Source organism: Variovorax sp. GW822-FHT04E09, from assembly GCF_058800845.1.
On sequence record NZ_JBXAMR010000004.1, the window covers coordinates 193,705 to 217,282 of the forward strand.

At 67.7% G+C, this 23,578-nt stretch carries 22 protein-coding genes; 14 read left to right on the top strand and 8 right to left on the bottom strand.

From position 1 onward, the window contains the following. The first annotated feature begins 13 nt into the window (after positions 1-13). The 7 genes from AC1RL8_RS17925 (at position 14) to AC1RL8_RS17955 (ending at position 4,994) form a co-directional block, all read left to right on the top strand. The gene (locus AC1RL8_RS17925; RefSeq protein ID WP_492685976.1) at positions 14-1,462 is read left to right on the top strand and encodes an aldehyde dehydrogenase family protein; all 1,449 of its coding nucleotides are present in this window, start codon (positions 14-16) and stop codon (positions 1,460-1,462) included. 4 nt (positions 1,463-1,466) lie between these two features. Further along, on the top strand, positions 1,467-2,363 hold the full coding sequence (locus AC1RL8_RS17930; protein WP_492685975.1) for an NAD(P)-dependent oxidoreductase: 897 nt from the start codon (positions 1,467-1,469) through the stop codon (positions 2,361-2,363). 449 nt (positions 2,364-2,812) lie between these two features. Continuing rightward, on the top strand, positions 2,813-3,388 hold the full coding sequence (locus tag AC1RL8_RS17935; RefSeq protein ID WP_492685974.1) for a uracil-DNA glycosylase: 576 nt from the start codon (positions 2,813-2,815) through the stop codon (positions 3,386-3,388). 170 nt (positions 3,389-3,558) lie between these two features. Continuing rightward, positions 3,559-4,014 (top strand): hypothetical protein, encoded by a 456-nt coding sequence (locus AC1RL8_RS17940; RefSeq protein WP_492685973.1) that lies wholly within the window; start codon positions 3,559-3,561, stop codon positions 4,012-4,014. Between the two features lie 50 nt (positions 4,015-4,064). Further along, positions 4,065-4,376, top strand: a complete 312-nt coding sequence (locus AC1RL8_RS17945; protein WP_492685972.1) for a hypothetical protein — start codon at positions 4,065-4,067, stop codon at positions 4,374-4,376. A 92-nt stretch (positions 4,377-4,468) separates the two neighbouring features. Continuing rightward, a complete protein-coding gene (locus AC1RL8_RS17950) occupies positions 4,469-4,654 on the top strand; it encodes a hypothetical protein (protein WP_492685971.1) in 186 nt (61 codons plus the stop codon). A gap of 127 nt (positions 4,655-4,781) precedes the next feature. Further along, positions 4,782-4,994 carry a hypothetical protein gene (locus AC1RL8_RS17955; protein WP_492685970.1) on the top strand — a complete coding sequence of 71 codons (213 nt, stop codon included), beginning with the start codon at positions 4,782-4,784 and terminating at the stop codon, positions 4,992-4,994. 352 nt (positions 4,995-5,346) lie between these two features. On the opposite strand, the gene pyrF is transcribed toward AC1RL8_RS17955, so the two are convergent. The 3 genes from pyrF to AC1RL8_RS17970 are packed head-to-tail and all read right to left on the bottom strand — an operon-like array spanning position 5,347 to position 7,005. Next, positions 5,347-6,057 (bottom strand): orotidine-5'-phosphate decarboxylase, encoded by a 711-nt coding sequence (gene pyrF, locus AC1RL8_RS17960; RefSeq protein ID WP_492685969.1) that lies wholly within the window; start codon positions 6,055-6,057, stop codon positions 5,347-5,349. A gap of 41 nt (positions 6,058-6,098) precedes the next feature. Beyond that, positions 6,099-6,425, bottom strand: a complete 327-nt coding sequence (locus AC1RL8_RS17965; protein WP_492685968.1) for an EthD family reductase — start codon at positions 6,423-6,425, stop codon at positions 6,099-6,101. A 37-nt stretch (positions 6,426-6,462) separates the two neighbouring features. Beyond that, positions 6,463-7,005 (bottom strand): carboxymuconolactone decarboxylase family protein, encoded by a 543-nt coding sequence (locus AC1RL8_RS17970; RefSeq protein ID WP_492685967.1) that lies wholly within the window; start codon positions 7,003-7,005, stop codon positions 6,463-6,465. A 58-nt stretch (positions 7,006-7,063) separates the two neighbouring features. On the opposite strand from AC1RL8_RS17970, the gene AC1RL8_RS17975 reads away from it, so the two are divergent. The 3 genes from AC1RL8_RS17975 to AC1RL8_RS17985 all read left to right on the top strand — a co-directional run bounded on the left by AC1RL8_RS17975 (position 7,064) and on the right by AC1RL8_RS17985 (position 10,248). Beyond that, a complete protein-coding gene (locus AC1RL8_RS17975) occupies positions 7,064-7,387 on the top strand; it encodes a winged helix-turn-helix transcriptional regulator (protein ID WP_307694562.1) in 324 nt (107 codons plus the stop codon). A 170-nt stretch (positions 7,388-7,557) separates the two neighbouring features. After that, positions 7,558-7,974 (top strand): hypothetical protein, encoded by a 417-nt coding sequence (locus AC1RL8_RS17980; protein ID WP_492685966.1) that lies wholly within the window; start codon positions 7,558-7,560, stop codon positions 7,972-7,974. Positions 7,975-8,118: 144 nt separating this feature from the next. Continuing rightward, positions 8,119-10,248 carry a tripartite tricarboxylate transporter substrate-binding protein gene (locus AC1RL8_RS17985; protein WP_492685965.1) on the top strand — a complete coding sequence of 710 codons (2,130 nt, stop codon included), beginning with the start codon at positions 8,119-8,121 and terminating at the stop codon, positions 10,246-10,248. A 27-nt stretch (positions 10,249-10,275) separates the two neighbouring features. On the opposite strand, the gene AC1RL8_RS17990 is transcribed toward AC1RL8_RS17985, so the two are convergent. From AC1RL8_RS17990 to AC1RL8_RS18005, 4 genes are all read right to left on the bottom strand, one after another. Continuing rightward, positions 10,276-10,671, bottom strand: coding sequence for a hypothetical protein (locus AC1RL8_RS17990; RefSeq protein ID WP_062479336.1), 396 nt, complete (start codon positions 10,669-10,671; stop codon positions 10,276-10,278). 467 nt (positions 10,672-11,138) lie between these two features. Further along, entirely contained in the window at positions 11,139-16,757 is a 5,619-nt protein-coding gene (locus AC1RL8_RS17995) for an alkaline phosphatase D family protein (protein ID WP_492685964.1), read from the bottom strand. 30 nt (positions 16,758-16,787) lie between these two features. Beyond that, the gene (locus AC1RL8_RS18000) at positions 16,788-18,581 is read right to left on the bottom strand and encodes a hybrid sensor histidine kinase/response regulator (RefSeq protein ID WP_492685963.1); all 1,794 of its coding nucleotides are present in this window, start codon (positions 18,579-18,581) and stop codon (positions 16,788-16,790) included. Next, positions 18,560-19,243, bottom strand: a complete 684-nt coding sequence (locus AC1RL8_RS18005) for a response regulator (protein WP_062472054.1) — start codon at positions 19,241-19,243, stop codon at positions 18,560-18,562. Before AC1RL8_RS18005 ends, AC1RL8_RS18000 begins: the two co-directional genes overlap by 22 nt. 208 nt (positions 19,244-19,451) lie before the next feature. On the opposite strand from AC1RL8_RS18005, the gene AC1RL8_RS18010 reads away from it, so the two are divergent. After that, positions 19,452-21,155 carry a phospholipase D-like domain-containing protein gene (locus tag AC1RL8_RS18010; protein WP_492685962.1) on the top strand — a complete coding sequence of 568 codons (1,704 nt, stop codon included), beginning with the start codon at positions 19,452-19,454 and terminating at the stop codon, positions 21,153-21,155. Between the two features lie 168 nt (positions 21,156-21,323). Then, on the top strand, positions 21,324-21,704 hold the full coding sequence (locus AC1RL8_RS18015; RefSeq protein ID WP_070061667.1) for a cupin domain-containing protein: 381 nt from the start codon (positions 21,324-21,326) through the stop codon (positions 21,702-21,704). Positions 21,705-21,834: 130 nt separating this feature from the next. Here AC1RL8_RS18015 and AC1RL8_RS18020 read toward each other — a convergent pair whose 3' ends face one another. Next, entirely contained in the window at positions 21,835-22,140 is a 306-nt protein-coding gene (locus AC1RL8_RS18020) for an ATP-binding protein (protein ID WP_493196583.1), read from the bottom strand. A 128-nt stretch (positions 22,141-22,268) separates the two neighbouring features. On the opposite strand from AC1RL8_RS18020, the gene AC1RL8_RS18025 reads away from it, so the two are divergent. After that, on the top strand, positions 22,269-22,913 hold the full coding sequence (locus tag AC1RL8_RS18025; RefSeq protein ID WP_492685960.1) for a hypothetical protein: 645 nt from the start codon (positions 22,269-22,271) through the stop codon (positions 22,911-22,913). Between the two features lie 179 nt (positions 22,914-23,092). Then, the gene (locus AC1RL8_RS18030) at positions 23,093-23,356 is read left to right on the top strand and encodes a hypothetical protein (protein WP_492685959.1); all 264 of its coding nucleotides are present in this window, start codon (positions 23,093-23,095) and stop codon (positions 23,354-23,356) included. Positions 23,357-23,578 lie beyond the last annotated feature (222 nt).

Below are 23,578 nucleotides of genomic sequence, written 5' to 3' on the forward strand. Positions count from 1 at the left end.
AGACACACCTTCCATGAACGCCACCCACTACATCGACGGCCGCCGCGTGGCGTCCGAAGGCAACGCCACCATCGACGTGATCGACCCGAGCGACGGCCAGAAATTCGGCGAGATCGCACGCGGCACCGCTGCCGACATCGACGCCGCCGTGCGCGCCGCGCGCCAGGCCATGGGCGAGCACTTCGACGGCCCCTGGGGCGCCACCACCGCGCTCGAGCGCGGCCGGCTGCTCGCCAAGCTCGGCGCCGCCGTGATGCAGCACCACGAAGAGCTGGCCCAGCTCGAGGCGCGCGACACCGGCAAGGCGCTGCGCGTGGCGCGCAACGACGCGACCGCGCTGGCACGCTACTTCGAGTACTACGCCGGCGCCTGCGACAAGCTGCACGGCGACACCCTGCCCTACGAGCGCGGCTACACCGTGCTCACGGTGCGCATTCCGCACGGCGTGACGGGCCACATCATTCCCTGGAACTACCCGATGCAGATCGCGGGCCGCAGCGTGGGCGCCTCGCTCGCCGCGGGCAACGCCTGCGTGATGAAGCCGGCCGAAGACGCGAGCCTGTCGCTGCTGCGCCTGGCCGAGATCGCGACCGAGGTCGGCTTTCCGGCCGGCGCGCTCAACGTGGTCACGGGCTACGGCAAGGAAGCCGGCGCGGCGCTGTGCGCGCATCCGGGCATCGACCACATCTCGTTCACCGGCTCGACCATGACCGGCCGCAGCGTGGGCCTGGCCGCGGCCGAGCGCCACTGCCCCGTGACGCTGGAGCTGGGCGGCAAGTCGCCGCAGATCGTGTTCGCCGACGCCGACCTCGACGCGGCCGAGCCCGTGCTGCTCAACGCCATCATCCAGAACGCCGGCCAGACCTGCTCCGCGGGCAGCCGCGTGCTGGTCGAGCAGTCGATCTATGAAGAAGTCGTGCAGCGCCTCGCCAAGCGCTTCACGGCCGTGCGCGCGGGCACGCCCGCCGAAGACCTGGACATGGGCCCGCTCATCAACGAGAAGCAGTTCCGCCAGGTGCGCGACATGGTCGCGACCGCCGAGGCGAGCGGCATGAAGGTGGCGGCGCGCGGCACCGTGTCGCCGCAGGCACCGTCCACCGGCTACTACCAGGAGGCCGTGCTGTTTCGCGACGTGCCGCATGACAGCGACCTGGCCCAGCGCGAGGTCTTCGGCCCGGTGCTGGCCGTGATGCCATTCGCCGACGAGGCCGAGGCGGTGCGCCTGGCCAACGGCACGGACTTCGGCCTGGTGGCCGGCGTGTGGACGCGCGACGGCGGGCGCCAGCTGCGCATGGCGCACAAGCTGCATTGCGGCCAGGTGTTCGTGAACAATTACGGGGCGGCGGGTGGTGTAGAACTGCCTTTCGGCGGCGTGAAGTCGAGTGGCTTCGGCCGCGAGAAGGGCTTCGAGGCCCTGCTCGGCTTCACGACCCTCAAGACCATCGCCATCAAGCACGGATGAATTCATGACCACCACTGAACAGCAACCACAAACCTCGCGCAAGGTCGGCCTCGTCGGCGTCGGCCTGATGGGCCACGGCATCGCCAGCAACATCGTCAAGCACGGCCACCAGCTCACGGTGCTGGAGCATGCGGGCAACCAGCCGATCGACGACCTGCTGAAGGCCGGTGCCACCTCGGTGAAAGACGTGGCCACGCTGGCCGCGCAGGTCGACGTGCTGATCCTGTGCGTCACCGGCACGCCGCAGGTCGAGGCCGTGATGCTCGGCGACAACGGCGCGCTGACCACGCTGCGCCCCGGCACCGTGGTGATCGACTGCTCCACCGCCGTGCCCGCCTCCACCGCCAAGGTCGCGCAGGCCGTGCTCGCCAAGGGCGGCCGCTTCCTCGACACGCCGATGACCCGTACCGCCAAGGAGGCCGCCGAAGGCCGCCTGAACCTGCTGGTGGGCGGCGACGCCGAGGTGCTGGCCTCGTGCCTGCCGCTGCTGCGCTGCTTTGCCGAGAACGTCACGCACGTCGGCGATGTGGGCGCGGGCCATGCGATGAAGCTGCTGCACAACTTCGTGTCGCTGGGCACCGTCGCGCTGCTGTGCGAGGCCGCGGCCTGCGCGCAGCGCGCCGGCGTGAAGCCCGAGGTGTTCGTGGACGTGCTCGCCAAGGGCGGCGGCAACGGCGTGGCGCTGGAGCGCCTCAAGCCCAAGCTGCTGACGGGCAGCACCGATTCGCTGAAGTTCTCGATGGCGAATGCGAAGAAGGACCTGGGGTATTACAACGACATGGCGGAGCAGTCTTCTTCGAGCCATGGCATCGCGCAGGCTGTGGATGCCTTGCTGGCGCACGGGGTCGAAGTGTTCGGGCCGGATCGCATGGTGCTGGATCTGGTCGAAGCGCTGCGCTGAAACTCTTCAGGGCACGTGCACAGGCCACCGGGTACTTCCCTCCGCGAATGTCCCCCGGGCTTCGCCCTCCTTCTTGATTTCGCTGCGGGAAGCACCCGGTGTCCTGCGCACGATAGGCGTGGCTGCGGCAATGGCCGTTCAAGCGCCGCGGCGGATTGCAGATTGAGATGCGTGAGCGCACCGCTGAACTTTCGCGAGAGGCGGGCACAGGACGAGCAGAATCTTGAAGGGCCGATGTCGGGCAGAACCGGACCTTCCGTGCCGACTCTGGCATCCTCAAAGGGAGCTCGAATGCTGCCCTCGCAGAGGCTGATTCCTCAGTGCACCGGATGAGCGGCGCACCTGATGCATATCGACCAACGCTAGGTCTTCGCAAGCAGGTTAGATTCACGCCCTATGACTTCGCCACGAACACCTCTCGATCTCCCGCGACAGGCAGGAAATCAAGCGTGAATGCGCTCGATCCGTTTGTTGAACGCCTGCGTGCTCAGTGGCCCGACAGGAAGGTGCCTGCCTTTGATCCGAAGGACGGTGGTTCGGCGGCCAGGGTTCTCTTCCTGCTCGAAGCGCCCGGGCCGCGCGCCGTTGAATCGGACTTGATCTCTCGCCACAACCCCGATCAGACGGCCAGAGCATTCAACGAATTGCTTGCGGAAGCGAGCATCACCCCCGCTGAGACTCTCCTCTGGAACGTTGTGCCTTGGTATATCGGCAACGCCGAACTCACCAAGATCCGGCCCGCGCGCGTAGCCGATCTCAAGCAAGCTGCGTCTCATCTGGCTGAACTGCTCAGCCTGCTGCGAGCGTTGAGCGCCGTCGTGCTCGTGGGCCGTAAGGCCCGGCACAAGAGCGTGAGGGATCTGATCGAACGCGAAGCCGGCCACAGGATTAAGGTGTTCGAGTGCTATCACCCGTCACCGCTGGTGCTCAACGGCAGGCCGCACAACCGGCAGAAGATTCTCGACGAATTGATGGCCGTGCGCCGTGCTCTGGACAACCACGATCATCGACGTTCCTTCGGATAGAAGAATATGGGTCTTCCGTTCGGGGGCCAAAGCTTCGAGGCAACGACGGCTTCGGTCGGCCAGAGCCTGAAGTTACGTGCGCCTCACCAACGTTTTGGGCAGCCCGTGAGATATCCTCGTTTATGGAACTAGCGCAATTGGGCACGCGAAAGTAGTTTCCAGAAAAATCGATGGAGAAGGGCATGTTCAACTGTCGGCGGTTGTTCCGGTTGATGGCCATGGCCAGCCTGTCAGGTTTGGGTTCTATTGCCTGTGCGCAAACGACTGCGCTTTTGCTTTTTGGAGGCACCGACCATAAGACGTTTCTTGGCTGCTTGAACTGCGGAAGCTACGACAGCGGCTCTGTTTGCAATGCCTACGGCCAATTCGGCTCACGATATCAATCGGACAGCATCTGGAACCCTTACGGCACATATGGTTCGAAATACAACAGTGCATCGCCTTGGAACAAGTACAGCACTGATGCGCCCGCCGTCGTCGACAAGGAAGGGAACTTCTACGGCTACCTATCCGCCAACCCGTATATCTCCAAGCGAACGTCCATCAAAGGACTCGTCGCGCTGACGGATGCTGCCGAGGAGTTCGATGACCTCGAAAAGCTTTCCGATGCTTTTTGTCGACGGTAGTGGTGGACTCGTCCACGAAGTGCCGAGGTCGCCCTCTCCACGAACTCTCCATGAAGAACATTCAAGTCATCGACGGTGCAGTGAACTGCGCGTACGACATCTTCGCGGCTACTGACGAGGAATTCGCGCTCATTTTTCCCGACGGCCAGGACATCGCATTCATTGATGAGGTCTACGGACGTGAGAGCAATGAAGCAGCTCTCAACAGTGCGTTCGAAGCGCTCTGGACGCGTCGAGTAATCAAAGCGCAGGCGATGGGAATTCATGGCCTGCTGTTTTACGAGCTCAACGAGAAAAAGCCGTTCTATCCGAGCAGGCGCGACGAGGAGGCGGAGAACACAGGCGGTTACCGCCTTCGATAGAGTCACTCAACGGGAAACGCTCCAGTCGCGCTTCATCGGCATCGGCATCGTGGCCTATGGGAGGATGCGGCCATGATCAAAGCCTCAAGGGAGTGCGGTGGCCGACGCTGGGCGCGAGCGCGCCCCTGGCTGGCTACACGGCCGACGACCACTTCAGCCTCTGGGCGCTCGCGAATTCGGAGACCGCGTCTAATCGCACATTGCAGGAAGCCGCGCCCCAGGTGCTTGCCAAGCCCGAGCTGCAGAAGCAGCTGCAAGACCTTCGCACTGTCGGCTGAGACGGCTCGCCGGAGAGCCTGCTGATGCTGGAAGACGAACAGCGCGAACGCTGGACGCGCGCGCTTTCACCACCGGCGCGTTGAGGGCGCTGCCTACAGGTGTGTCCCGGGCAAATGCCAGGACAGCATGGCGCTGTTGCGCTGCTTCGTCGAGAACATCACGCGCGTCGGCGATGTGCGCGCAGGCCGGGCGAAGCGTTTGCCGGACTTCGTCCATCCCAGATTGAACCACTCCATCTCGCGTCATCACTCGAACCGTATCTCGGCCACGGTCGGCGCATTCGGCTCCCTGATCCTGGCATTCGCAATCGCACCGTCTTTTTCGTTTCTGAACCAGTAGCGGCACCCGGTTCGAGAAATCATCGTCACGCACATCACGCCGTCGGCGTTGAAAACCACTTGCCCGACGCCTTGCCAGGCCTGCTCCGATGGTCCCTCGGCAAGGTGGCCGAAGGGCGTTGTGGGGTGGCCTGCGCCAACGTCGTGGCAACGGCGCCGGCGACGGCGGCAAAGCACTGTGAAGGCAACGGTGCAGTGGCTTGTATGGCGCTGTGTCGTGCATACGGTGCCTGTAAACGGCCTATCGATTTCCGCGCAGACGTGGCCCGCGTCAACGGTCGCATCGGCAGGGTCGGCGCCGGGCAACCGTTGATCGCCTTGCTCGATCGCCAGTCCAACCCAGCGTGGCCGCCTCAGCGCTGCTGGATGGCGGTAGCCAGTTCTGCGCGCACGGCGGCGAACACGGCCGCAGGATCTGGGGCACGCGATATCGGGCGGCCTATGACCACGTGCGTCGCGCCAGCCCCGATGGCCTGCGAGGGCGTCGCAGCCCGCGCGTGGTCATTCTTTTCATCGCCTGGAAGCTGCGTGCCTGGCGTCACGATCAGGGCATCGGGCGGCAGGATCTCGCGAAGCAGCCTCACCTCCAATGGCGACGCAACAACGCCATGGCAACCGGCCGCGGCGGCCAGGCGGCCCAGTCGTGCGACCTGCTCTGGAACCGTCGAGGCGACGCCCACCTCTTCCAGATCCTGGTCACTCATGCTGGTGATGACCGTGAGCGCAAGCACCTTCAGTTGAGGGAACGGGCTCGCAGCCTCGACGGCCGAGCGAAGCACGGCGGAACCGCCTGAGGCGTGCACCGTCACCATCGAAGCCCCCAGGTGTCCGGCTGCGGTGACCGCGCCCGCCACCGAGCTGGGAATTTCCAGCAGCTTGAGGTCGAGGAAGACACGCTTTCCTGCCTCTGCGAGCTCGCGGACGACCGAAGGTCCCGCCGCGGTCAGCAGCTGCAGGCCGACCTTGTAGTGCGTGGTCGCTGCGCCCAGCTGCTTCACGAGGTCCGCCGCCAATGCAGCGGCTGGGAAGTCGAGCGACACGATGATGCGGCTGTCCGTACTCATTGGCTTGTTCTCCATGCCGACGCCCCGCGCTCGGAGGAAACTCAGGCTTCCGAACGCTCCACGACCACCTCGCTGATCTGCACCATGGGTTGAATGTCCGTGTAGTTGGCGATGTCGCCCCGGATCTCCTCCTGGTGCTGGGCAGAGGCTGCCCGGTAAGCTTCGACGGAAGTGCAGACGAAGTCGCACTTGGCGATGTAGGCAGGGTCGGTGCCCACACCACGGCCCGAGATGCCCTTGTCCACCATGTAGTACAGGCACGCAGCGCCGAGCAGTCGTTTCATCATGGGCATTTGCCGCTCGCGGTAGTACGCGTGATCGAATCGCGCGCCTGCGGCGTAGGGGTACATGACACTGACCTTGATCATCGAGATTTCTCCTGGGGTTGCACGCTGGTTGATCGCCTCAAGCGGGGAATCGCGCGCCCGACGCTTCCAAGGGCAGGCGCAGGCCGTTCGTGAGGTAGCTGACGGTGCGATAGAAGCCGGCCAGCATCAGCAGTTCGATGATGGCTTCTTCGCTGAAGTACGTTCGCAACGCGTCCCACAGGCCATCGTCGATGTCGGCGTGCGCGTGCAAGGCGTCACACAGGCGCAGAAGCACCTGGTCCTCGGCCGACCAGCAGGCGTCGTTCGCCGAAGCCGTGACGCTCGCCTGAACCTGCTCTGGCGTCAGGCCAGCGAGCCTCGAGAAGACCGTGACGTGGACCCCCCATTCGTATTCGGATTTGCACAATGCCGTCGTGCGGTGAATCACGATCTCGCGCTGTCGGATGCTCAAGTGGCCTTTGTCCAGCAACCCGCCGGCAAAGAACTTCTGAAACAGACGCGGGTCGCGTGCCAAGGTCGTGAACAGCCGCAAGGGAGGCTGTCCCTTCATCACCCTGTCGAGTGACCTGGAAATGTCTTCACCAAATGGTGGCGTTGCTGGCTCGATGCGTGCGGGCATGCAGACTCCTGATTCAAGGGCCACGCCATCGTAGGTCCGTTGCTGTATAAAGTAAAGCATGACGACACCTCGCATCGGCCAACCCGTTCGCGGCTCCACCACCGGCCGCCCCCTCATGGTCGCGCTGGACCTGCTGGGCCGGCGCACGGCGCTGCGCGTGCTCTGGGAACTTCGGGAGGGCTCGCTGACCTTCAGGGCCCTGCAGGACGCGTGCGAGACGAACACCCGATTGCTCAACACGCGGCTCACTGAACTGAGGGAAGTCGATCTGGTCGAACATGCCGAAGGTGGCTATCGGCTGACGGACGAAGGGCGGCGGCTTTCGAAGGCGCTGAAGCCGTTGTCAGCCTGGGCGGACCAGTGGGGGCGCGGAAAGCGATGAGAAGCGGAGCATCCGCGGCGAATGGCTCCGCCTATGATCAGAAACGTTTTTGTGGAGGAGCCCGTGACCGGCATGTTCGCGCTGCCCAGCTCGTCTCGCAGGTCGTGCGGGACACATCGCGTCAGTGCCTTGGAAAACCTATGAGAAAAATATTTCCTCTTTGCGCCCTCGTGTTGCTGTTCGCCCTCTCGGGTCAGGCCCTCGCAGGTGCCAATACGGCGCGACTGAACTGCACGGGCAGTCACGCGGGGCAGGCACTCACCTTGGTGGGTGATGTTCCCGCCTCCATCGTGGAGGTCGATCTGCAGCTCTCCTACGGCGGGCAAACCATGCGTCTGGTTTCGCCCCAGGCGGAAACCTCCGAGTCCACGGATTTCCGCCATGGCGTCTTCAGGTTGGAGGCTGCGCTGTCCGGTTCGAACAAGCTCCAGCTTCAAGCCAAGCCCAAGAGCATCAAGTACAAAGGCAGCATGGGTGCCGGCAAACTCAACGCCAGCTTTGGCGCCATCCTCAAGAATGCGCCTGAGCCCTTTCAATCCGCGCTGAAAGGGGCCGAGCTCACTTGCATCTATGCATACGAAGTTTGAGCGTGGGCCCACAAATCGTTCAACCAGGCAGACAGCCGCCGCGCGTTCAACCGCGAGCGCCTCGGCGCACTGCGATGCCTGCGATGGAATGGCATCCATCTGCGGCCACGACCCGAGGCTGAACCCTTGTTTCTCGCTCGCCCGATGAAGCGGCTGCGTCTCTTTGCCGCCCTGCTGTGGCTCGGCCTCGCCCTCGGTCCGGCCCGCGCAGCGCCACCGACCTACCAGGCGCTGTACGCCAACCCGGAACGCGCGCTGCCGATGCAGCCGACCTGGCAACTGCAGCCAGTGGATGCACAGGCGCCACCGTGGGAAGACATCTTCACCTTCACCATCGGCATCGCCCCCAACCTGATCGAACGGGCGCGTTGGCTGAGCCTGAATCCGGGCAAGCACAGCGAGCGCGCCCCCGCGTTGTTCGACGGCCTCGACGGGCGCGTGCTTTTCCTTTCGCCGACGGCGCGCAGCTTCTGCGATGGACGCTGGCAGGTCGTGCGGCAGGAATACATCGCCGTCAATCCCGCACTGCAGCCGCTGCACCGGGTGTGGCTGGTGGAGCGAAAGCCCGGCGGCGGGCTGCGCACCACCACGGCCAACGGGCGCATCGATGCGCAAGGCCAGTGGGCCGTTCCGCCCGTGAGTTGCGATGGCAAGGACACGATCTCCGCCGACTCCCCCGCGGCCCTCTCTTACCTGATGCCCGATGGGTCCAGGCCCGTGCCTTCCGAGCTGCAGGTGGACACGGTGTTCGCACAGCCCGGCCTGCGCGATGCGCGGGGGCAGTGGCGCCCCCCCGCCCCGCCGCGGGACATCACCACTGCACGATGGATGGACTACAAGCGGCAGATGGTGACGCCTGGCTCCACCGGCTCGGGCCTGATCGACGCGCGAGGACGCATGGTGATCCCGTTCATCTTCGGCGAGCGGCCCGATGCCACAGCCCAGCGGCGCATCCAGCTGTGCACCGCCACCGGGCTGGACCTCCAGCGCAACGCCGGCACGCCGCAGGTGTGCCGCTGGCAACGACTGCATGGCAGCAGCAATGCCGGCGCCGCGCTGCGGCCGGTCAAGGACGCGGCCACCGGCCGATGGGGCTACCAGAACGCGCGGGGCCAATGGGCGATCGCGCCGCAGTTCGAATCCGCGCGCCGGTTCCGTCATGGCTACGCCGTCGTCTCGGGCGCGTTCCCGCAGGACTGGCGGCCGCCCGGGTGGCAGGACGAACGGCCGATCATCCGGCAGTTCCACCGCGTGGGCCGCCATTGGGTGGCCGACGCCCTGGTGCGCAACGCGTCCACGGGCGGCGCGTGGGAATTACGCTATGGCCTGATGAACGATGCAGGGCAATGGCTTGCCGCCGTGCCGCAGCCCGCGCTGCACGTCACCGTGCTGGTTCCGCCCGGTGGCCGCAGCGGCCACTATGCCGAGATGCTGGCCAGCCACTTGCCCACCCTGCTGGGACGCAGCGTGCAGGTCGATCACGTGCCGAAAGCCACCGAGGCCGACTATCGCCGGCTGATGACGGAGGGCGGCAACGAGAAGGTCCTGCTCGCGGCGTTGCGGCTGCCGCGCGGAGGCATCGAGGGCGTGCACCAGGCCGCGCCGATCGATGCGCTGATGCATTCCCTTCGCCCCGTCACGCTGCTGGCATCGGAGCCTCTGGTGCTGGCCATCGACAGCACGAAGGCCGACACGCTGGGCATCCGCAGCACGGACGACCTGCTGGCCTACGCACGGGCCCACCCGGGCAGCCTGCGCATCGGCACGGGCGACGACGGCTGGACGGGCCACCTCGCCTTCGGCCAGTTCCGCGCAGCGAGCGGCGTCGACGTGCAGCGTGTGGTCTTCAAGGGCATGTACCCCGACTCGGACGTCATCACCAAGGAACATGCGGTGGACCTGCTGTTCGCGCCCGTGAACGGCGTGGCGGTCGCCGTGCGGCGCGGCCAGTTGCGTGTGCTGGGCACCACCGCCGACCCGGCGCACCCGCAAAGCTTCGAGGGCGTGCCGTGGCCGACGCTGGGCTCGAGCGCGCCCTTGAGCGGCTACACGACCTACGACCACTTCAGCCTCTGGGCGCCCGCGAATTCGGAGGCCGCATCCAATCGCACCTTGCAGGAGGCCGTGGCCCAGGTGCTTGCCACGCCCGAGGTGCGCAAGCAGCTGCAGGACCTTCGCGTGGTCGGCGGCGGCGGGTCGCCCGAGCGCCTGCTGGCGCTGGAAGACGAAGAGCGCGAACGCTGGATGCGTGCGCTTTCATCACCGGCGCGTTGAGGGCGTTGAGGGCGCTGTCCCGCACCATCACTCGAACCGTATCTCGGCCACGGTCGGCGCATTCGGCTCCCTGGTCCTGGCATTCGCAATGGCACCGTCTTTCTCGTTCCTGAACCAGTAGCGGCACCCGGTTCGAGAAATCATCGTCACGCACATCGAGCCGTCGGCGTTGAGAACCCATTTGCCCGACGCCTTGCCGGGCCCGCTCTGGTTGACGAAGTCGACGCGGCCATCCGTATAGAACTGCCAGCGCGAGACCATGCCGGTCGACAGATTGCTCGAGACGATGGGTTTGCCGATCAAGGTGCTCTCGACCTCGGCTTTGCTCAGGAACACGCGGCCATGAATGGGTGCGGGCTCCTCGGAGATGGCCGGCACGACGGCGATGCACAGCAGCGCGCGGATGGCGTAACGGGTGAACATGACATGCCCCTCTGACGTCGCGCAGTCGGCATGCGTTCAGCCGAGCGCGTGCGTCCAAGCGCCTGGTTGGCCTGTCGGTAACGCCCGATGGCGTTACATGGCATTAACTAAAAAGCGCTACTTTTCTGCGCGCCAGATCCAGCCGGCGTACGCGAACGAGGCCTGCTTCTTCCTGCACGCCACAGCCGCGCCGGGAGGCGCTGGCCCGAGATCGAGACGAGGAAGGCGGCGTTCTTTTTCTGCGACGACACGGCTTGTGCTCCGATGGCCCCTCGGCAAGGTGGCCGAAGGGCGTTGTGGGTGGCCTACGCAAACTCCGTGGCAACGGCGCCGGCGACGGCGGAAGAGCACTGTGAAGGCAACTGTGCAATGGCTTGTATGGCACTGTGTCGTGCGTACGGTGCCTGTAAACGGCCTGTCGATTTTGCGGGCCCGTTTCGCCTGCCGGCTGTCGCGGATCACAGGCCCTACTTGCGTGCGAAGCGCGCCGGCCCCTGCACCGTCCAGCCACTGCCGGCCGGATCGAGGTCGCGAAGGCACTGCGTGAGCCCGTCGTCCAGGTCGAGGGTGACGCCGAGCCGCCAATGCCCGGTGGCACCGCGCTCCACCTGCAGCACGGCGAAGCCGTTGCCGGTGCCCACGGCCGCCGTGACCATGGTGGCGCCGAAGGCACCCGGCACGGCGCCGAGCTCGACCTGGCCGTCGAGCCAGAACGCGTCGGGCCGCGCATTGACGAAGGTCCAGGGCGCATACAGGCCCGAGGACACGACCGAGATCACCTCCACCGGCCCGCCCGGCGCCTGCAGCCAGAGGCTCGACACGCTCGACATGTGGCGGTCGCCCGACAGCACCACCACGTGGCGCGCGGTGGTGTCGCGCAGCAGTTCGAGCAGCGCGCGCTGCGAGGCCGGGTAGCCGCTCCAGTCGTCCATCCCCAGGCGTTGCGCCGGGTCGCCGAAGACCGCGGCGCGCGGCATCGGGAACAGCGCCACCGGCGACACGATGAACTTGGGCAATTCGGCGGGCGCGGCCTCGAGCCACTTCTTCAGGTCGCCCATGCAGGCCTCGGCACGGATCGCCGCCCGGTCCAGCGGCGTGGCTTGCGCGTCCGTGCGCAGCGCCCGCCGCTGCCGCGTGCTGCGCGTGTCGAGCATGTAGAACGGAAAGCCGGCCGGCGCCATGCGGTAGTCGAAGGGACGCGGGTCGCGGTGCGGGCCGATGCCCCGCACCAGCTTGTGCTGCTGCGCGACGTAGCCGTCGAGCGCGGCGCGCACGGCCGGCGTTCCATAGGGGTCGGGGCCCGGCTCCCAGTCGTCCATCACCTCGTGGTCGTCGAGCAGCGGACAGGTCGGCAGCGAGGCCATCACCTGGCGCAGCGCCTCCAGCCTGAAGGTGAGCGCATAGGCCTGGCCGACGTCGTCGCCGCCGGCCGGCACGAAGAGCCCCGCGGTCTGGTCGACATACACCTGGTCGCCGGCCAGCACCAGCAGCTGCGGCTTGTGCGGCGGCGCGAGCACCTCGAGCCGCTGCGCGAGCCGCCGGTACGACGCCTGCGCGGGCACCCGGTCGACCAGGCCCGGCACGTACTGGCAACTGGCGAGCACGAAGCACAGCGAGGCCTGCGCGGGCTCGCCCTCGCGCTGCACGGCGCCGGTCCATGCGGGGTCGAGGCGCACCACGGCGCGCTCGCGCTGCGCGTCGGTGGCCGCATCCAGCGTCCGCATCACCTGCGCGCGGATGGGCTCGATGGGTTCGTCCTGCGGCTGCGCGAACAGCCCGGCCGGCAGCCGCCGGCCCAGCACCTCGAGGGGGCCGCGCGCCATGGGCAGGTCGTCGTGCGCCGTCAGCACCGCGAAGCCCTGGTAGTCGGCGAGCCGGTCGTCGAACAGGTCGATCTCCACCGCCTCCTGCAGGAGCTTTTCGCGCGTGGTCTCCAGGCCCACCATCCATGCGAAGTCGAAGCACCAGCGCCCGTCGCGGCGCCACGCGGGCACGAAGACCACGGCGCGCGCCGACACATGCGCGGGCGGCGCGCGCAGCGCCAGCCGGCAATGCAGCCGGCCCGCGTTGTCCGCCGACCGGCTCGCAAGGCCGAGCCACGGGCCGGTCCACGGCAGGCTGGCCCGCCAGTCGGGCGGCACCGGATGGCCGCGGCCGGGCTTGTTGTCGAAGGCCTCGAGAAACCGCACGATGTGCGGGAACACGTCGATGCAGGCCTTCTCGCCGATCAGCGTGTCCTGGTGGCCGTAGTCACCGAGCACCAGCAGCTGGTGCGGGGTACCTTCGCCGAGGAACAGGTCGCCCCCGGAAGGCTTCGAAGCGTCCGATGGGTCCGGCAGCTGCGGAGGCTCCCGCGGCAGGCCTTCGTCCTTGCCGAACACGCGCTTGAGCAGCCAGAAGCTGTCGTACGAGCCGCGCCAATCGAACACCGCGTTGCGCTGCCCGTGCAGCATGAACACCGGAAAGCCGAAGCGCTGGCCGACCTGCTCGAAGCCGACCGCGTGGCCCTGCCCGCCGGCGTCGGTCAGCACCTCTTCGCGGGCGTAGTTGCCGACCTGGGCGAGGCCGCGCACCTTCACGAAGCCGTAGATCGAATCGAGCGCATCGAGGGTGTCCTTGCCGATGTTGTGCAGCCGCATGGTCTGGCCGAAGATGGCGTCGGCCCGGTGCCGCACGGCCGCGAAGCCTGGCGCCTCGCGCAGACGCTGCGCCTCCCCGTCGTCATCGGGGTAGGGAAAGGTCGCCAGCAGGCCGTCGACAAGCAGGCGCTTCATGCGCGTGAGCGTGGGTCGCGTGTCGAACTCGTCGATGCCGATGAACTGCTGCAGGTAGCCCGCCACATAGCCCCGGAAGCGGTTGAAGGCCGTGGCGCGCAACAGCGGCCCCACCTGCGACAGCACCACCGCGCCGATGGACGCATGCAGCCCCGGCAGGCGCAGCACCGCCACGCTGAACATGGCGGCGCCGATGCAATGCGCCACCACGTCGACCTGGATGGGCGCCGCTTCGTCGGGCGTTGCATGCGCCGCCTGCACGGTGCGCAGGGCGTCCGGAATGTCGGTCTCGGCCACCTCGTCGAACGACCAATAGCGCCGCGGCCGGTTCGGAAAGCCGATGCTGGTGCGCAGGTCGAGCACCCAGACCTCGCGCCCGGCCGCCAGCAGGCTGTGCACCAGGTTGCCGGGGATGCTCCTGTGCGCGAAGGTGGAGCCGCTCGCGCCATAGCCGTGGATCAGCATCACGGGCCGCGTGCCCGCGCGGCGCACCGGCGGGTGGTAGCGCGACAGCAGCCGCGGCGGCGCGCTGCCCGGGCCCGCCGCAGTGACGAGCTCGACCGGCTCGGGCCGCACGCCGTACACCTCACCGGGCAGGCGCTCCCAGTCGCGCTGCGGCGAGTCGGGCGGCGGCACGAAGTGCAGCAGGTGAACCTGCAGCACGATGCGCAGCACCCACAGCGCCAGCTCGGCCAGGTCCGCCAGCTGGTTGGGCATGTCCTGCTGGTGCTCGACGCGCAGCAGGGGTTGCAGCGTCTCGACGAAGTAGGAAGGGTCCAGCACCAGCCGGCCCAGCGGCTTCGGCGCATCGGGGCCGAGTTGATGCAGCTCGCCCTCGCTCAGCTGCCGCCACGGGTTGCCGCCTTCGACGAACGCGATGCGCTTGGTGAGCCGCAGCCGGTCGCCCTCCTTCAGCGGCGCGCCGTGCGCGACCCGCGCCACCGTCCAGTCGTACTCGATGAGGCGCACCTGCCCCAGGTGCGAGCACAGCGCCAGCAGGTCGGCCATGGCGGGGCCCTCGAAGACGGCATCGTCCTCATCGATCGCGCCGCCGGCCGATGCGGCGCGCGCGTCCAGCAGGCTTTGCACCAGTGCCAGCAGCTTCTTGCGTGCCAACCCGTGGCTGCGCAGGATGCGTTCGATGCTGTCGCTCTTCTCGCGCACCAGCATCGATGCGGTGCCGGTGCAATGCGCGACAGGCGCGTCGTCGCCCTTGCCGAAGCGCAGGACCACCACCGGCTGGGACAGCACGCGCGGCGTCGCGCGCAGGGTCGGCACGTCGAACGGCTCGAATTCGACCTCGGCGCTCGACGCGAAGGCCTGGCCGTCGATGTGCACGCGGCCCGTCATGCGCTCGCGCAGCGAGACGCGCGTGGGCGCGGGCGCGCGGGGACGGGTCAGGTCGCGGCGCAACGGGCGCTGCGACGGCGGCGGCTGCGGCGAACCCGCCAGCGCCAGGCCCCAGTCCTCGGCCAGCACGGGCACCGCGCGCTCGGCCAGCGCGGCGATGGTGAGCGAGGGGTTGATGCCGAGCGACACCGGCACGATCGAGCCATCAAGCACCGCCAGGCCCGGCAGCAGCGACGGCACAGCAGAAGCACCCGCAGCGCCGTCGTAGACGCGGCCCCAACTGTCGACCACGCCGCCCTCGCACCGGTCGGCCATGCGGCAACCGCCCAGCGGGTGCACGGTCAGCACCGAGCCCACGCCCTCCAGCTGGCCGACCAGGTCGGCGAGGCTGCCGAACGGCGGTATCGGTTTCCACAGCGGGTTGGCCAGCACGCGCCCGCCGAGTCCGCCCGCGCCATCGTGGGCCGCATGCAGGGCGCGCATCTGCGCCTCGAACACGGGCAGTGCGGCCACCTTCGGCCACGCCACACGCACCTGCGCGTCGGCCAGCACGGCGCCCTCGCCGCCATGACCGACGAAGCCGATCTGGCCGGCCGCCCCGTCGTCGCCCATCATCCCGTAGACCGGCGTGCGGCGCAGCATGTCGTCGTCCACGGCCAGCGGATCGCGCCCTTCGTCCGGCGCGTGCAGGTCGAGGTCCATGTGCGCGAGCGCCTGCAGCGCGTCGGTGGTGGTCACCACTTCGGCCAGCAGGCGGCGCAGCGGCGCGGGAATGGCGAACTCCTCGATCACCAGCGGGCGCTCGCCCTGCGTCGCGCAGGTGCGCAGCAACCCGGTGATGGTCGGCCCGATGCCGCGCTGCGCCGGCGCCTCGCCTTCGGGCGCGCTGGACAGCGCTTCGTCGTTCTGCGCGGCCGCCACCGCGATCATGTCGCCGTTGGCCGAGAAGCCGCGGCCCACGGCCTGCGATATGGGCAGGCCCGGGCCCCTGGAGCGCAGCAGCAGCTCGGTGGAGCCCAGCGTGCCGGCGGCCACCACCACCCGCCGCGCACGCACCACGTAGGGCCGGGCGTTGTCGGTGCGTGCCTTGCGCCGGTCCGTGAAGAAGAACTCGACCGCATAGCCGCCCCCTCCCGGCAGGGCCGCGATGCGGTGCGCGGTGCCGCCGGTGAACAGGCGTGCGCCCCGTGCATGGGCCAGCGCGAGGTAGTTGGTGTCCAGCGATTTCTTGGCGCGGTGGTTGCAGCCGCTCACGCAGTCGCCGCAGCGCAGGCAGCGGTGCATCGCCACCTGGGCCGGCGTGCGCGTGCCGTCGTTGAAGGCGATGGCGACATGGGCCTTGCCGCCCGCCGCATGCAGTCGCGCGCCGGCCTTCAGCAAGGAGTCGAGCTTCGACACGCTCTCGGGGATCTGCTCCAGGCCCAGCATGGCCTCGGCCTTGCCGTAGCCCTGCGCGAGCGCGGCAAGGTTGAGGCCCGCGGGCCAGGCGCCGCCCTCGAAGGCATCGGGCGTGGCGCGCTCCATCACCGCCGCATTGATGAGCGACCCGCCGCCCAGCCCGTTGCCGAGCAGCGCGTTCACCTCGCCGCCCAGGCGCAGGTCGAACAGCCCCGAGGCGTTGCCGCGCGCGGGCCGGCCGTCCTGCATGCTGAAGCGCACGTGCCCCGGCAGCTCGGCGAAGGTGGCCGGAAATTCGCCCGGCAGGTATTCGCTGCCGCGCTCCAGCACGTAGACCTTGATCGGCACGGCGCCCGGTGCAATGCCGGGCGCCGCGTCCAGCGACAACGCACCCGCCAGCCGTGCCGCCGCCACCGCGCCGCCGTAGCCGCTGCCGATGACCAGCACATCGCAGTGCAGCGCGTCGGGCGGCGCCGCGGCGATCTCGCGCACCAGCACCTCGGCGCCCTGCGAGAGCAGGCGGTCGCCGGGGGCATCTTCATCGTCGCGGCCACCGTCGTTCATGTTCGGCTCCTCGCGGAATGGATCGCGGATTCAGGAATGCTCGATGGCCGCGGCCAGCGCGCGGCCGAGCGTCTGGTCGTCGACAGGTTTGCGCAGCAGCGGCAGCGCCTGCTGTCGCGCCGCCTCGACCACCGCCGGGTCGGTGTCGGCCGTGACCATGACGATGGGCAGCGCAGGCTGTGCGCAGCGCTGCGCGCGCAGGCGCCCGGCGGCATCGAAGCCCGAGACGCCGCCGCCGAGCCGGCAGTCGAGCACCACCGCATCGGGCTCGTCGACCTGCGCCAGCGCTTCGTCGAGCGCGGCGGCGGACAGCACGCGGCAGCCCATCGCGCCCAGCGCGTTGAGGTAGGCGCCGCGCACCATCGGGTCGTCCTCCAGCACCAGCACGCAGCGCCCGGCCAGGCTCCACGTCGCGCCGGCGCCCTCCCCCTCGCAGCCGTCGGCACCGACAGGCGCGGCGCGCGGCAGCCGCAGGCGAAAGCACGCGCCCGCGCCGAGGCGGGACTCGAGCTCGACCGGCACGCCCAGCAGCTCGGCCATCCGCCGCACGATGCCCAGGCCCAGGCCATGCCCCGCGGCAGACGCGGCGCCGGGGCCCGTTGCCTGGAGCTGCACCAGGTCCTCGAACACAAGCCGGTGGTTCTCGGGTGCGATGCCAGGGCCGCTGTCCTGCACGGTCAGCTCGACCCCGGCGTCCGATGCATCCAATGGGTCCTGCGTACGGACCCGCACCTCGACCTGCCCGCCCGCGGGCGAGAACTTGATCGCGTTGTCCACGAGGTTGGCCAGCATGCGGCGCAGCAGGTCGGGGTCGGTGCGCACCGCCAGGCCGGGCGGACAGTCGGTGTGCAGACCGACCCGGCGCGCCGCCGCCGCGGCGCCGAAGCTGGCCATCACGGCGGTCAGCAGCCGGTCGATCTGCACGCGCTGCGGCTGGGCCACCACCACGCCGGCGTCGAGTTTCGAGACGTCGAGCAGCGCGTCGAGCATGGCGCGCAGCTGCTCCAGGCTGCTGTCGACCACCTCGACGATCGCGCGCGCATCGGGCGCCATCGCCACGTGGCGCAGCGCACCCACGTTGAGCGCCATCGCCTGCAGCGGCTGGCGCAGGTCGTGGCTGGCGCCGGCCAGAAAGCGGCTCTTGTCGTTGTTGGCGCGCACCGCCTGGTCGCGCGCGATGGCCAGCTGCGCGCGCTCGAACTCCAGCGAGGTGGCCAGCGCCTGGTTCTCGGCGCGGATGCCGAACGACTCCTCGAAGGTCTGCAGGTTGCGCCGGGCAAAGCGCGTCTGCACGCCGAAGAACATCAGCACCAGCGCGGCCACGCCCCCGCCGAGCCAACCGCCGGCCACCAGCCACATGGCGGCCGTGGGCACGAAGAGCAGCCCTGCGTAGGCCAGGAAGGCGGGCATCACGGTCGCGCTGGTGGACACGGCGCCCGCGCCCCAGGACACCAGGATCATCGTGAGGACCGCGTCCAGCGTCGGGTCGAGCCGGGCCATGAACAGCGCCGCGGAACCGTTGCAGGCGCCGATCAGCACGTTCCAGTGCACGGTGGCGCGCAGCCGCGCGGCGATGGGGCGGGCGCGGTCGGCGGCCATGCGCGCGAGCGCGGCGGCGCGCCACTCGCGGCTGGCGATCACTGCCGCGAACCAGCCGAGCACCCAGGGCGTCGGCACGTCGCGCCAGACGATGGCCGCGACGACGACGGCGGTGAGCAGGATCTGCCAGCGCAACCCCACGGCCTGCTCGGCGACCACCTGCAGGCGCCGTTCGTCCAGATCGTCCAGCGCGGCCGGCATGCTCACGCCGCCTCGAGCGCCCATGCCGCCTGCGCGTCGAAGACGCGGCACATGGCATCGGTGCGGTTGCGCGCGCCGAGCGCCCGGTAGACCATCGACAGGTGCACCTTCACGGTGCCCTCGGCAATCAGCAGCTGGCGCGCGATCAGCTTGACCGGCATGCCCCGCATCGCCAGCGCCAGCACCTCGCGCTGGCGCGGCGACAGCTCGACGCGCAGGAAGCCGGCGAGGTCCTCGCGCGGCAGCTCGTCGGGGTCGCGCGCGCGGGTCACGTCGTCGGCCAGCACGAACTCGGCCGGCAGGTAGATCTTGTGGCGCAGCACCACGCGCAGGGCGGCCTCCATGTCCTCGAGCCGGTACGACTTGGGAATGAAGCCGGCCGCGCCGGCCTCGATGACCTCGCGCACGCGCTGCGGCGAGCTTTCCGCCGACTGCATGCACACGGGCGTGGCCTCGAAATGCGCCTTCACGGCCTTGAGCGCCGCCAACCCGGACAGCTGGGGCAGGTGGTAGTCGAGCAGCAGCAGGTCGATGCCGGTGGGGTCACGCTGGCAGGCCTGCTCGGCGTCCCGCACGGCGTCGAAATGGAAGGGACGGCCGGGTTCGATCTCGGCGGCCATGCGCTCCAGCAGGAGGCGCGTGCCGTTCCAGACGATCTCGTGGTCATCGACCAGCAGAACCTTCATACAGGCCTCTCGTCTACGGTGACCCTCCCCGTCCTGAATGCAGATTAGCGCAAAGCCCCCCAAGAAGCGAGCGTGCGCACCTACACCAAAGGCCTAGTCGGATGGCCACGCCGGGGACTAGGCGCTGCGCGCAATGGTTGCGGCGGGCGCCGCGCGGAAAACTGGCTGCATCGATCGCCACTTCGCATCCGATGCACCGAGGTCCGCCATGAACACCCCTCCATCTCTTGCCGCGCTGCGTGCCGCATGGGAGCCCCTTGCGTGCCGCTTGTGCATCCTGGCGCTGCAGCATGTGGCGCTCGCCCGCTGGCTGTGCGCCGCAGCCATGCTCGCCGTCTCGCTGCTCGCGGGCTGCGCTGCATTGCCCAACGAGGTACCCCGTGTCGCGTCGCACGCGCGCACCGACCTCGGGGACAGCCCCCTGGCGCGCATCGCCGCCGCGTCGCTGCCGGCTGCGGACAGCGCGATGTCCGATGCATCCGGCGTGCGCCTGCTGCCGGGCGGCGACCAGGCCTTCGACGCACGCATCGCACTCGCGCAGGCCGCACGGCACACCGTCGACGCGCAGTACTACGTGGTGGCCCCAGACAGCGCGGGGCGGCAGTTCCTGCGCGAGCTGCGCGACGCGGCGCAGCGCGGCGTGCGCGTGCGCCTGCTGGTCGACGACCTGTACGCGGGCGGAGACGACGAGATGCTGGCCGGGCTGGCTGCGCACGCCAACGTCGAGGTGCGCGTCTTCAACCCGCTGCCGGTGCGCAGCGGTGGCCTGCGCACGCGCGTGCTGCTGTCGCTGCACGAGATCGGCCGCGTGAACCGGCGCATGCACAACAAGCTCTTCATTGCCGACAACAGCTTCGCCATCACCGGCGGACGCAACATCGCCGACGAGTACTTCGGGCGCAGCAAGCCGGCGAACTTCATCGACATGGACGCGCTGGTGGCCGGGCCGGCGGTGCGCGCGCTGTCGGCGAGCTTCGACGCCTTCTGGAACGGACCGCTGTCGTACCCCTTCGAAGCCATCGCAGCCGACAGCGCCCCGGCAGCGGCTCCTGCGCGCGAACGCTTCGCCGCGCTGGTGCGCGACCTCGCGCGCTTCATGCCGCCTGCCGACGAACCCGATGCGCTAGGACGCGGCCCGGTCGGCACGCAGCTGGCGCAGGGGCGCGTCGCGCTGGTGCCTGCGCAGGTGCGCGTGGTTGCGGACGCGGCGGTGCCAGGTCGCTTCGCTGATGATGCCGGCGGCAACGTCGAAGAAGCCGCAGCGCCCCAAGGCCGCGAGGGCGCGGTCATGGCCGCGAACCTCGACCTCTTCCGGACCGCGCGCTCGGAGGTGCTCGTCGTCTCGCCCTACTTCGTGCCCATGCCCCGCATGATCGAGGCCCTGAGCCATGCGAGCCGCGAGGGCGCGCGCGTGTCGCTGATGACCAATTCGCTCGCCACCACCGACGAACCGCTGGTGCACTATGGCTACGCGCGCTACCGCAGCGCCCTCTTGCAGATGGGCGCCATGCTGTATGAGCTGATGCCGGCCAGCGAAGCGCATCCCGCCTGGAGCGACACCGAAAGCAGCCGCGGCTCGCTCGGGCGCCTGCACGCCAAGCTGGCGGTGGTCGACCGGCGATGGTTCTACGTGGGGTCGATGAACATGGACCGACGCTCGGCGCACTGCAACACCGAACTGGGCCTGATCGTCGACAGCCCCGCGCTGGCCGGCGAGCTGGCCGACCTGATCCAGCGCGTGCGCATGCCCGCGAGCTTCACCGTGAGCGAGGTACCTCTGCGAGGCGGCCTGCAATGGAGCTTCCTGCGCGACGGACGCCGCTGGGTGCTTCACCGGGAGCCCGAATCGAACTGGGCCCAGCGACTGCGCTGGTCCGTGCTGTCGCTGGTGGTGGACGAAGATTTTCTGTAACCCGGCTTACGCAAACTGCCACATGACGCTCGTCGAAAGAGCGGCGCTTTCGTGCAAGAAATAGATCACTGCACGCGTGGCCCAGGACTACCATTCCATCGTTCACGTGCGGTTCGGCACGAGACTGCCGCGGACTGTCTGCTCACTCGTGCCGCAAGGAGAGTCGCGATGGCAAGCCCGATGAACGTCAGCAAGCTTCAGACGAAATCCCATGACGAACCGGACGAGGTTCGAGCGCCCGAAAAGACCCGCGTCGAAGTGGTCCGCCTCGAGGGCTACACGCTCGGACGCTTCAAGTTCGAGCCCGGGTGGCGCTGGTCGAAGTGCATCAAGCCGGTCGTGGGCACGGACAGTTGCCAGGTGGCTCACGTCGGGTACGCGGTGTCCGGCCGGGTCACCGTGCAAATGAATGACGGCTCGCAGACCGTCATCGAGGAAGGCATGTCGTACACCATTCCGCCGGGCCACGACGCATGGGTCGAAGGCAACGCTCCATTCGTCGGCCTGGAGATGATGAGCGCAGAGGAATTCGCAAAGCCCCAAAGCTGAGCCGGGGTGAGAGGCCTCGGGAAGAGACTTCTTCGGGATGGTCGAACGGGGACGTGACACCCGCGACCATCCGACTCACGCGTCCGGGTCTGCGGATTGCCCGGGCGGCGAACCGGGCGCCGGGGGCGTTTCAGCCCTTTCGCATGGTGATCGCATGAAAAGGGCAAGTCACTGCGCAATCGCTGCAGCCCGTGCACCGATCCGCGTCTTGAAGCGTCGACAACTTCTTCCATTGCTCGACTTCGAGACTGAGAAGGTGAAGGTCGCACGCGGCGACGCACCAGCCGCAGCCCGTGCAACGCGCGGCGTCGACAACGGGCAGCCAACCGGGTCGGTACGGGCGGCGAAGCTGATGTACGTCCATCTGTGATTCCAACGAGCCGTATCGGTCCGGAAGGTAGCATGCTGCCGGCGCCAGTCGGCTACAACCGGACATTCACTATGAATATTCAGCGTTCGGTTTTCTACCTTGGGCATCTTCAGCGCAAAACAGCCGGTACGATCTAGAGATCGATCCGCGCTGGCAGCGTTCGCGAGAACTCACCGATTTCTGAGGTCAGTACCATGACTTACGGCATCCACCCTTCAGCGGTCCTGCGGGAATACTTCGAGGCGAAACCGTATCAAGGCGCGGCGCCGGCTTCGGCACGCTTCCTCTTCTTCGGCATTGATGCGAACTTCGATCACGAGGTCGAAAGCTCGGAAGCTTTTCCTGATATCTGCGCATATCTGGAGGACGGCGTGAGGTTCTGGAAGGCGAACAGGCAGCACCATCACCCATTTCTGCTTCCCTACTACCGTGGAAGCGGTCGTCCCTACCATGAACGATTTGCCCGTATCGGGTTCGGCTACGAGCACGCGGACCAAGTGTCGTTTGTCGAGCTTCTGCACTTGCCGACATTCGGCGCAGGATGTCCTGCGGCAGCACAGCTGAAGTCGGCCCATCTCTCTTTGCTTGAGGAATGGGTTGAAGATGGATCTGCGAGGTACATATTCATCCCCAAGACTGTGCTGTCGATGCTGCAGCGTTCAAAGCGATTTCGCTGGCTTCCGTCCAAACCTATCAAGCACCTCGGCTCACTACCAGTGCTTAGTGATTCCAGTCACAAGACAATCTTCGCGCCGTTTCACTTCTCATACCGGTACGCCTCGAAAGAGGAACGAGACCGTCAGCTCTCAGACATCGGTACACTGATCGACACAGCGTAGCCACCACACGAACAGAGGAAGATCGAGAGAACGCTCAAACAGGATGTCCGCTGTAGGCCGCTCAGTAACCTTGACGAAGTTCAGGTTCTCTTGATGCCGAAGGACGGCATCGGGCCTTTCGCGACAGTATCTCGACCGACTACAGTCGGCCAGAGCCAGACATACACGCCCTGAGCCCAATGAATACCGTCTTTATCGTTCAGCACGTCCACCTGCTTTTGCCGCAGGAAGAGGAGGACGTAAAACTGATCGGAGCCTATCGGTCGCTCCAAAGCGCCCATGCAGCCATTAAGCGGATGGCGAGTGCTCCGGGATTTCGAGATCATCCCAACGTCGTCGACTCAACCTACATCGGTGTTGGCGCAGGCGAAGGTTTCCACATCAGCGAGTACCGGCTCGATGAGGACAACTGGACCTCTGGCTATGTAACTCAGACCAATTGAGCCACCGGGAGCCGGCAATCCGCCTTTTTTCTCGCCGGCACGATTCGGCCAAGATCGGGCATCTAAGTGTGTTAGTCCGTTTGGGTCGCAAAGCCACTAAAACAGGTCGGATCCACCGCGAGATTTCACTCGGACTTCATCAAGCTCGAACCCACCCGCGATAGCCTGCGGCAGCAATGTCGCTTTTCGTACGTAGGCTTAAACCAAATGGCACAAGCTCGG

What these genes read in the sequence shown, in the direction of transcription:
- AC1RL8_RS17925 (WP_492685976.1), top strand. Translation starts at nt 14, where the DNA reads ATGAACGCCACCCACTACATCGACGGCCGCCGCGTGGCGTCCGAAGGC.
- AC1RL8_RS17930 (WP_492685975.1), top strand. Translation starts at nt 1,467, where the DNA reads ATGACCACCACTGAACAGCAACCACAAACCTCGCGCAAGGTCGGCCTC.
- AC1RL8_RS17940 (WP_492685973.1), top strand. Translation starts at nt 3,559, where the DNA reads ATGGAGAAGGGCATGTTCAACTGTCGGCGGTTGTTCCGGTTGATGGCC.
- AC1RL8_RS17945 (WP_492685972.1), top strand. Translation starts at nt 4,065, where the DNA reads ATGAAGAACATTCAAGTCATCGACGGTGCAGTGAACTGCGCGTACGAC.
- AC1RL8_RS17955 (WP_492685970.1), top strand. Translation starts at nt 4,782, where the DNA reads ATGGCGCTGTTGCGCTGCTTCGTCGAGAACATCACGCGCGTCGGCGAT.
- pyrF (WP_492685969.1), bottom strand. Translation starts at nt 6,057, where the DNA reads ATGAGTACGGACAGCCGCATCATCGTGTCGCTCGACTTCCCAGCCGCT.
- AC1RL8_RS17965 (WP_492685968.1), bottom strand. Translation starts at nt 6,425, where the DNA reads ATGATCAAGGTCAGTGTCATGTACCCCTACGCCGCAGGCGCGCGATTC.
- AC1RL8_RS17970 (WP_492685967.1), bottom strand. Translation starts at nt 7,005, where the DNA reads ATGCCCGCACGCATCGAGCCAGCAACGCCACCATTTGGTGAAGACATT.
- AC1RL8_RS17975 (WP_307694562.1), top strand. Translation starts at nt 7,064, where the DNA reads ATGACGACACCTCGCATCGGCCAACCCGTTCGCGGCTCCACCACCGGC.
- AC1RL8_RS17985 (WP_492685965.1), top strand. Translation starts at nt 8,119, where the DNA reads ATGAAGCGGCTGCGTCTCTTTGCCGCCCTGCTGTGGCTCGGCCTCGCC.
- AC1RL8_RS17990 (WP_062479336.1), bottom strand. Translation starts at nt 10,671, where the DNA reads ATGTTCACCCGTTACGCCATCCGCGCGCTGCTGTGCATCGCCGTCGTG.
- AC1RL8_RS17995 (WP_492685964.1), bottom strand. Translation starts at nt 16,757, where the DNA reads ATGAACGACGGTGGCCGCGACGATGAAGATGCCCCCGGCGACCGCCTG.
- AC1RL8_RS18000 (WP_492685963.1), bottom strand. Translation starts at nt 18,581, where the DNA reads ATGGGCGCTCGAGGCGGCGTGAGCATGCCGGCCGCGCTGGACGATCTG.
- AC1RL8_RS18005 (WP_062472054.1), bottom strand. Translation starts at nt 19,243, where the DNA reads ATGAAGGTTCTGCTGGTCGATGACCACGAGATCGTCTGGAACGGCACG.
- AC1RL8_RS18010 (WP_492685962.1), top strand. Translation starts at nt 19,452, where the DNA reads ATGAACACCCCTCCATCTCTTGCCGCGCTGCGTGCCGCATGGGAGCCC.
- AC1RL8_RS18015 (WP_070061667.1), top strand. Translation starts at nt 21,324, where the DNA reads ATGGCAAGCCCGATGAACGTCAGCAAGCTTCAGACGAAATCCCATGAC.
- AC1RL8_RS18020 (WP_493196583.1), bottom strand. Translation starts at nt 22,140, where the DNA reads ATGTCCGGTTGTAGCCGACTGGCGCCGGCAGCATGCTACCTTCCGGAC.
- AC1RL8_RS18025 (WP_492685960.1), top strand. Translation starts at nt 22,269, where the DNA reads ATGACTTACGGCATCCACCCTTCAGCGGTCCTGCGGGAATACTTCGAG.
- AC1RL8_RS18030 (WP_492685959.1), top strand. Translation starts at nt 23,093, where the DNA reads ATGAATACCGTCTTTATCGTTCAGCACGTCCACCTGCTTTTGCCGCAG.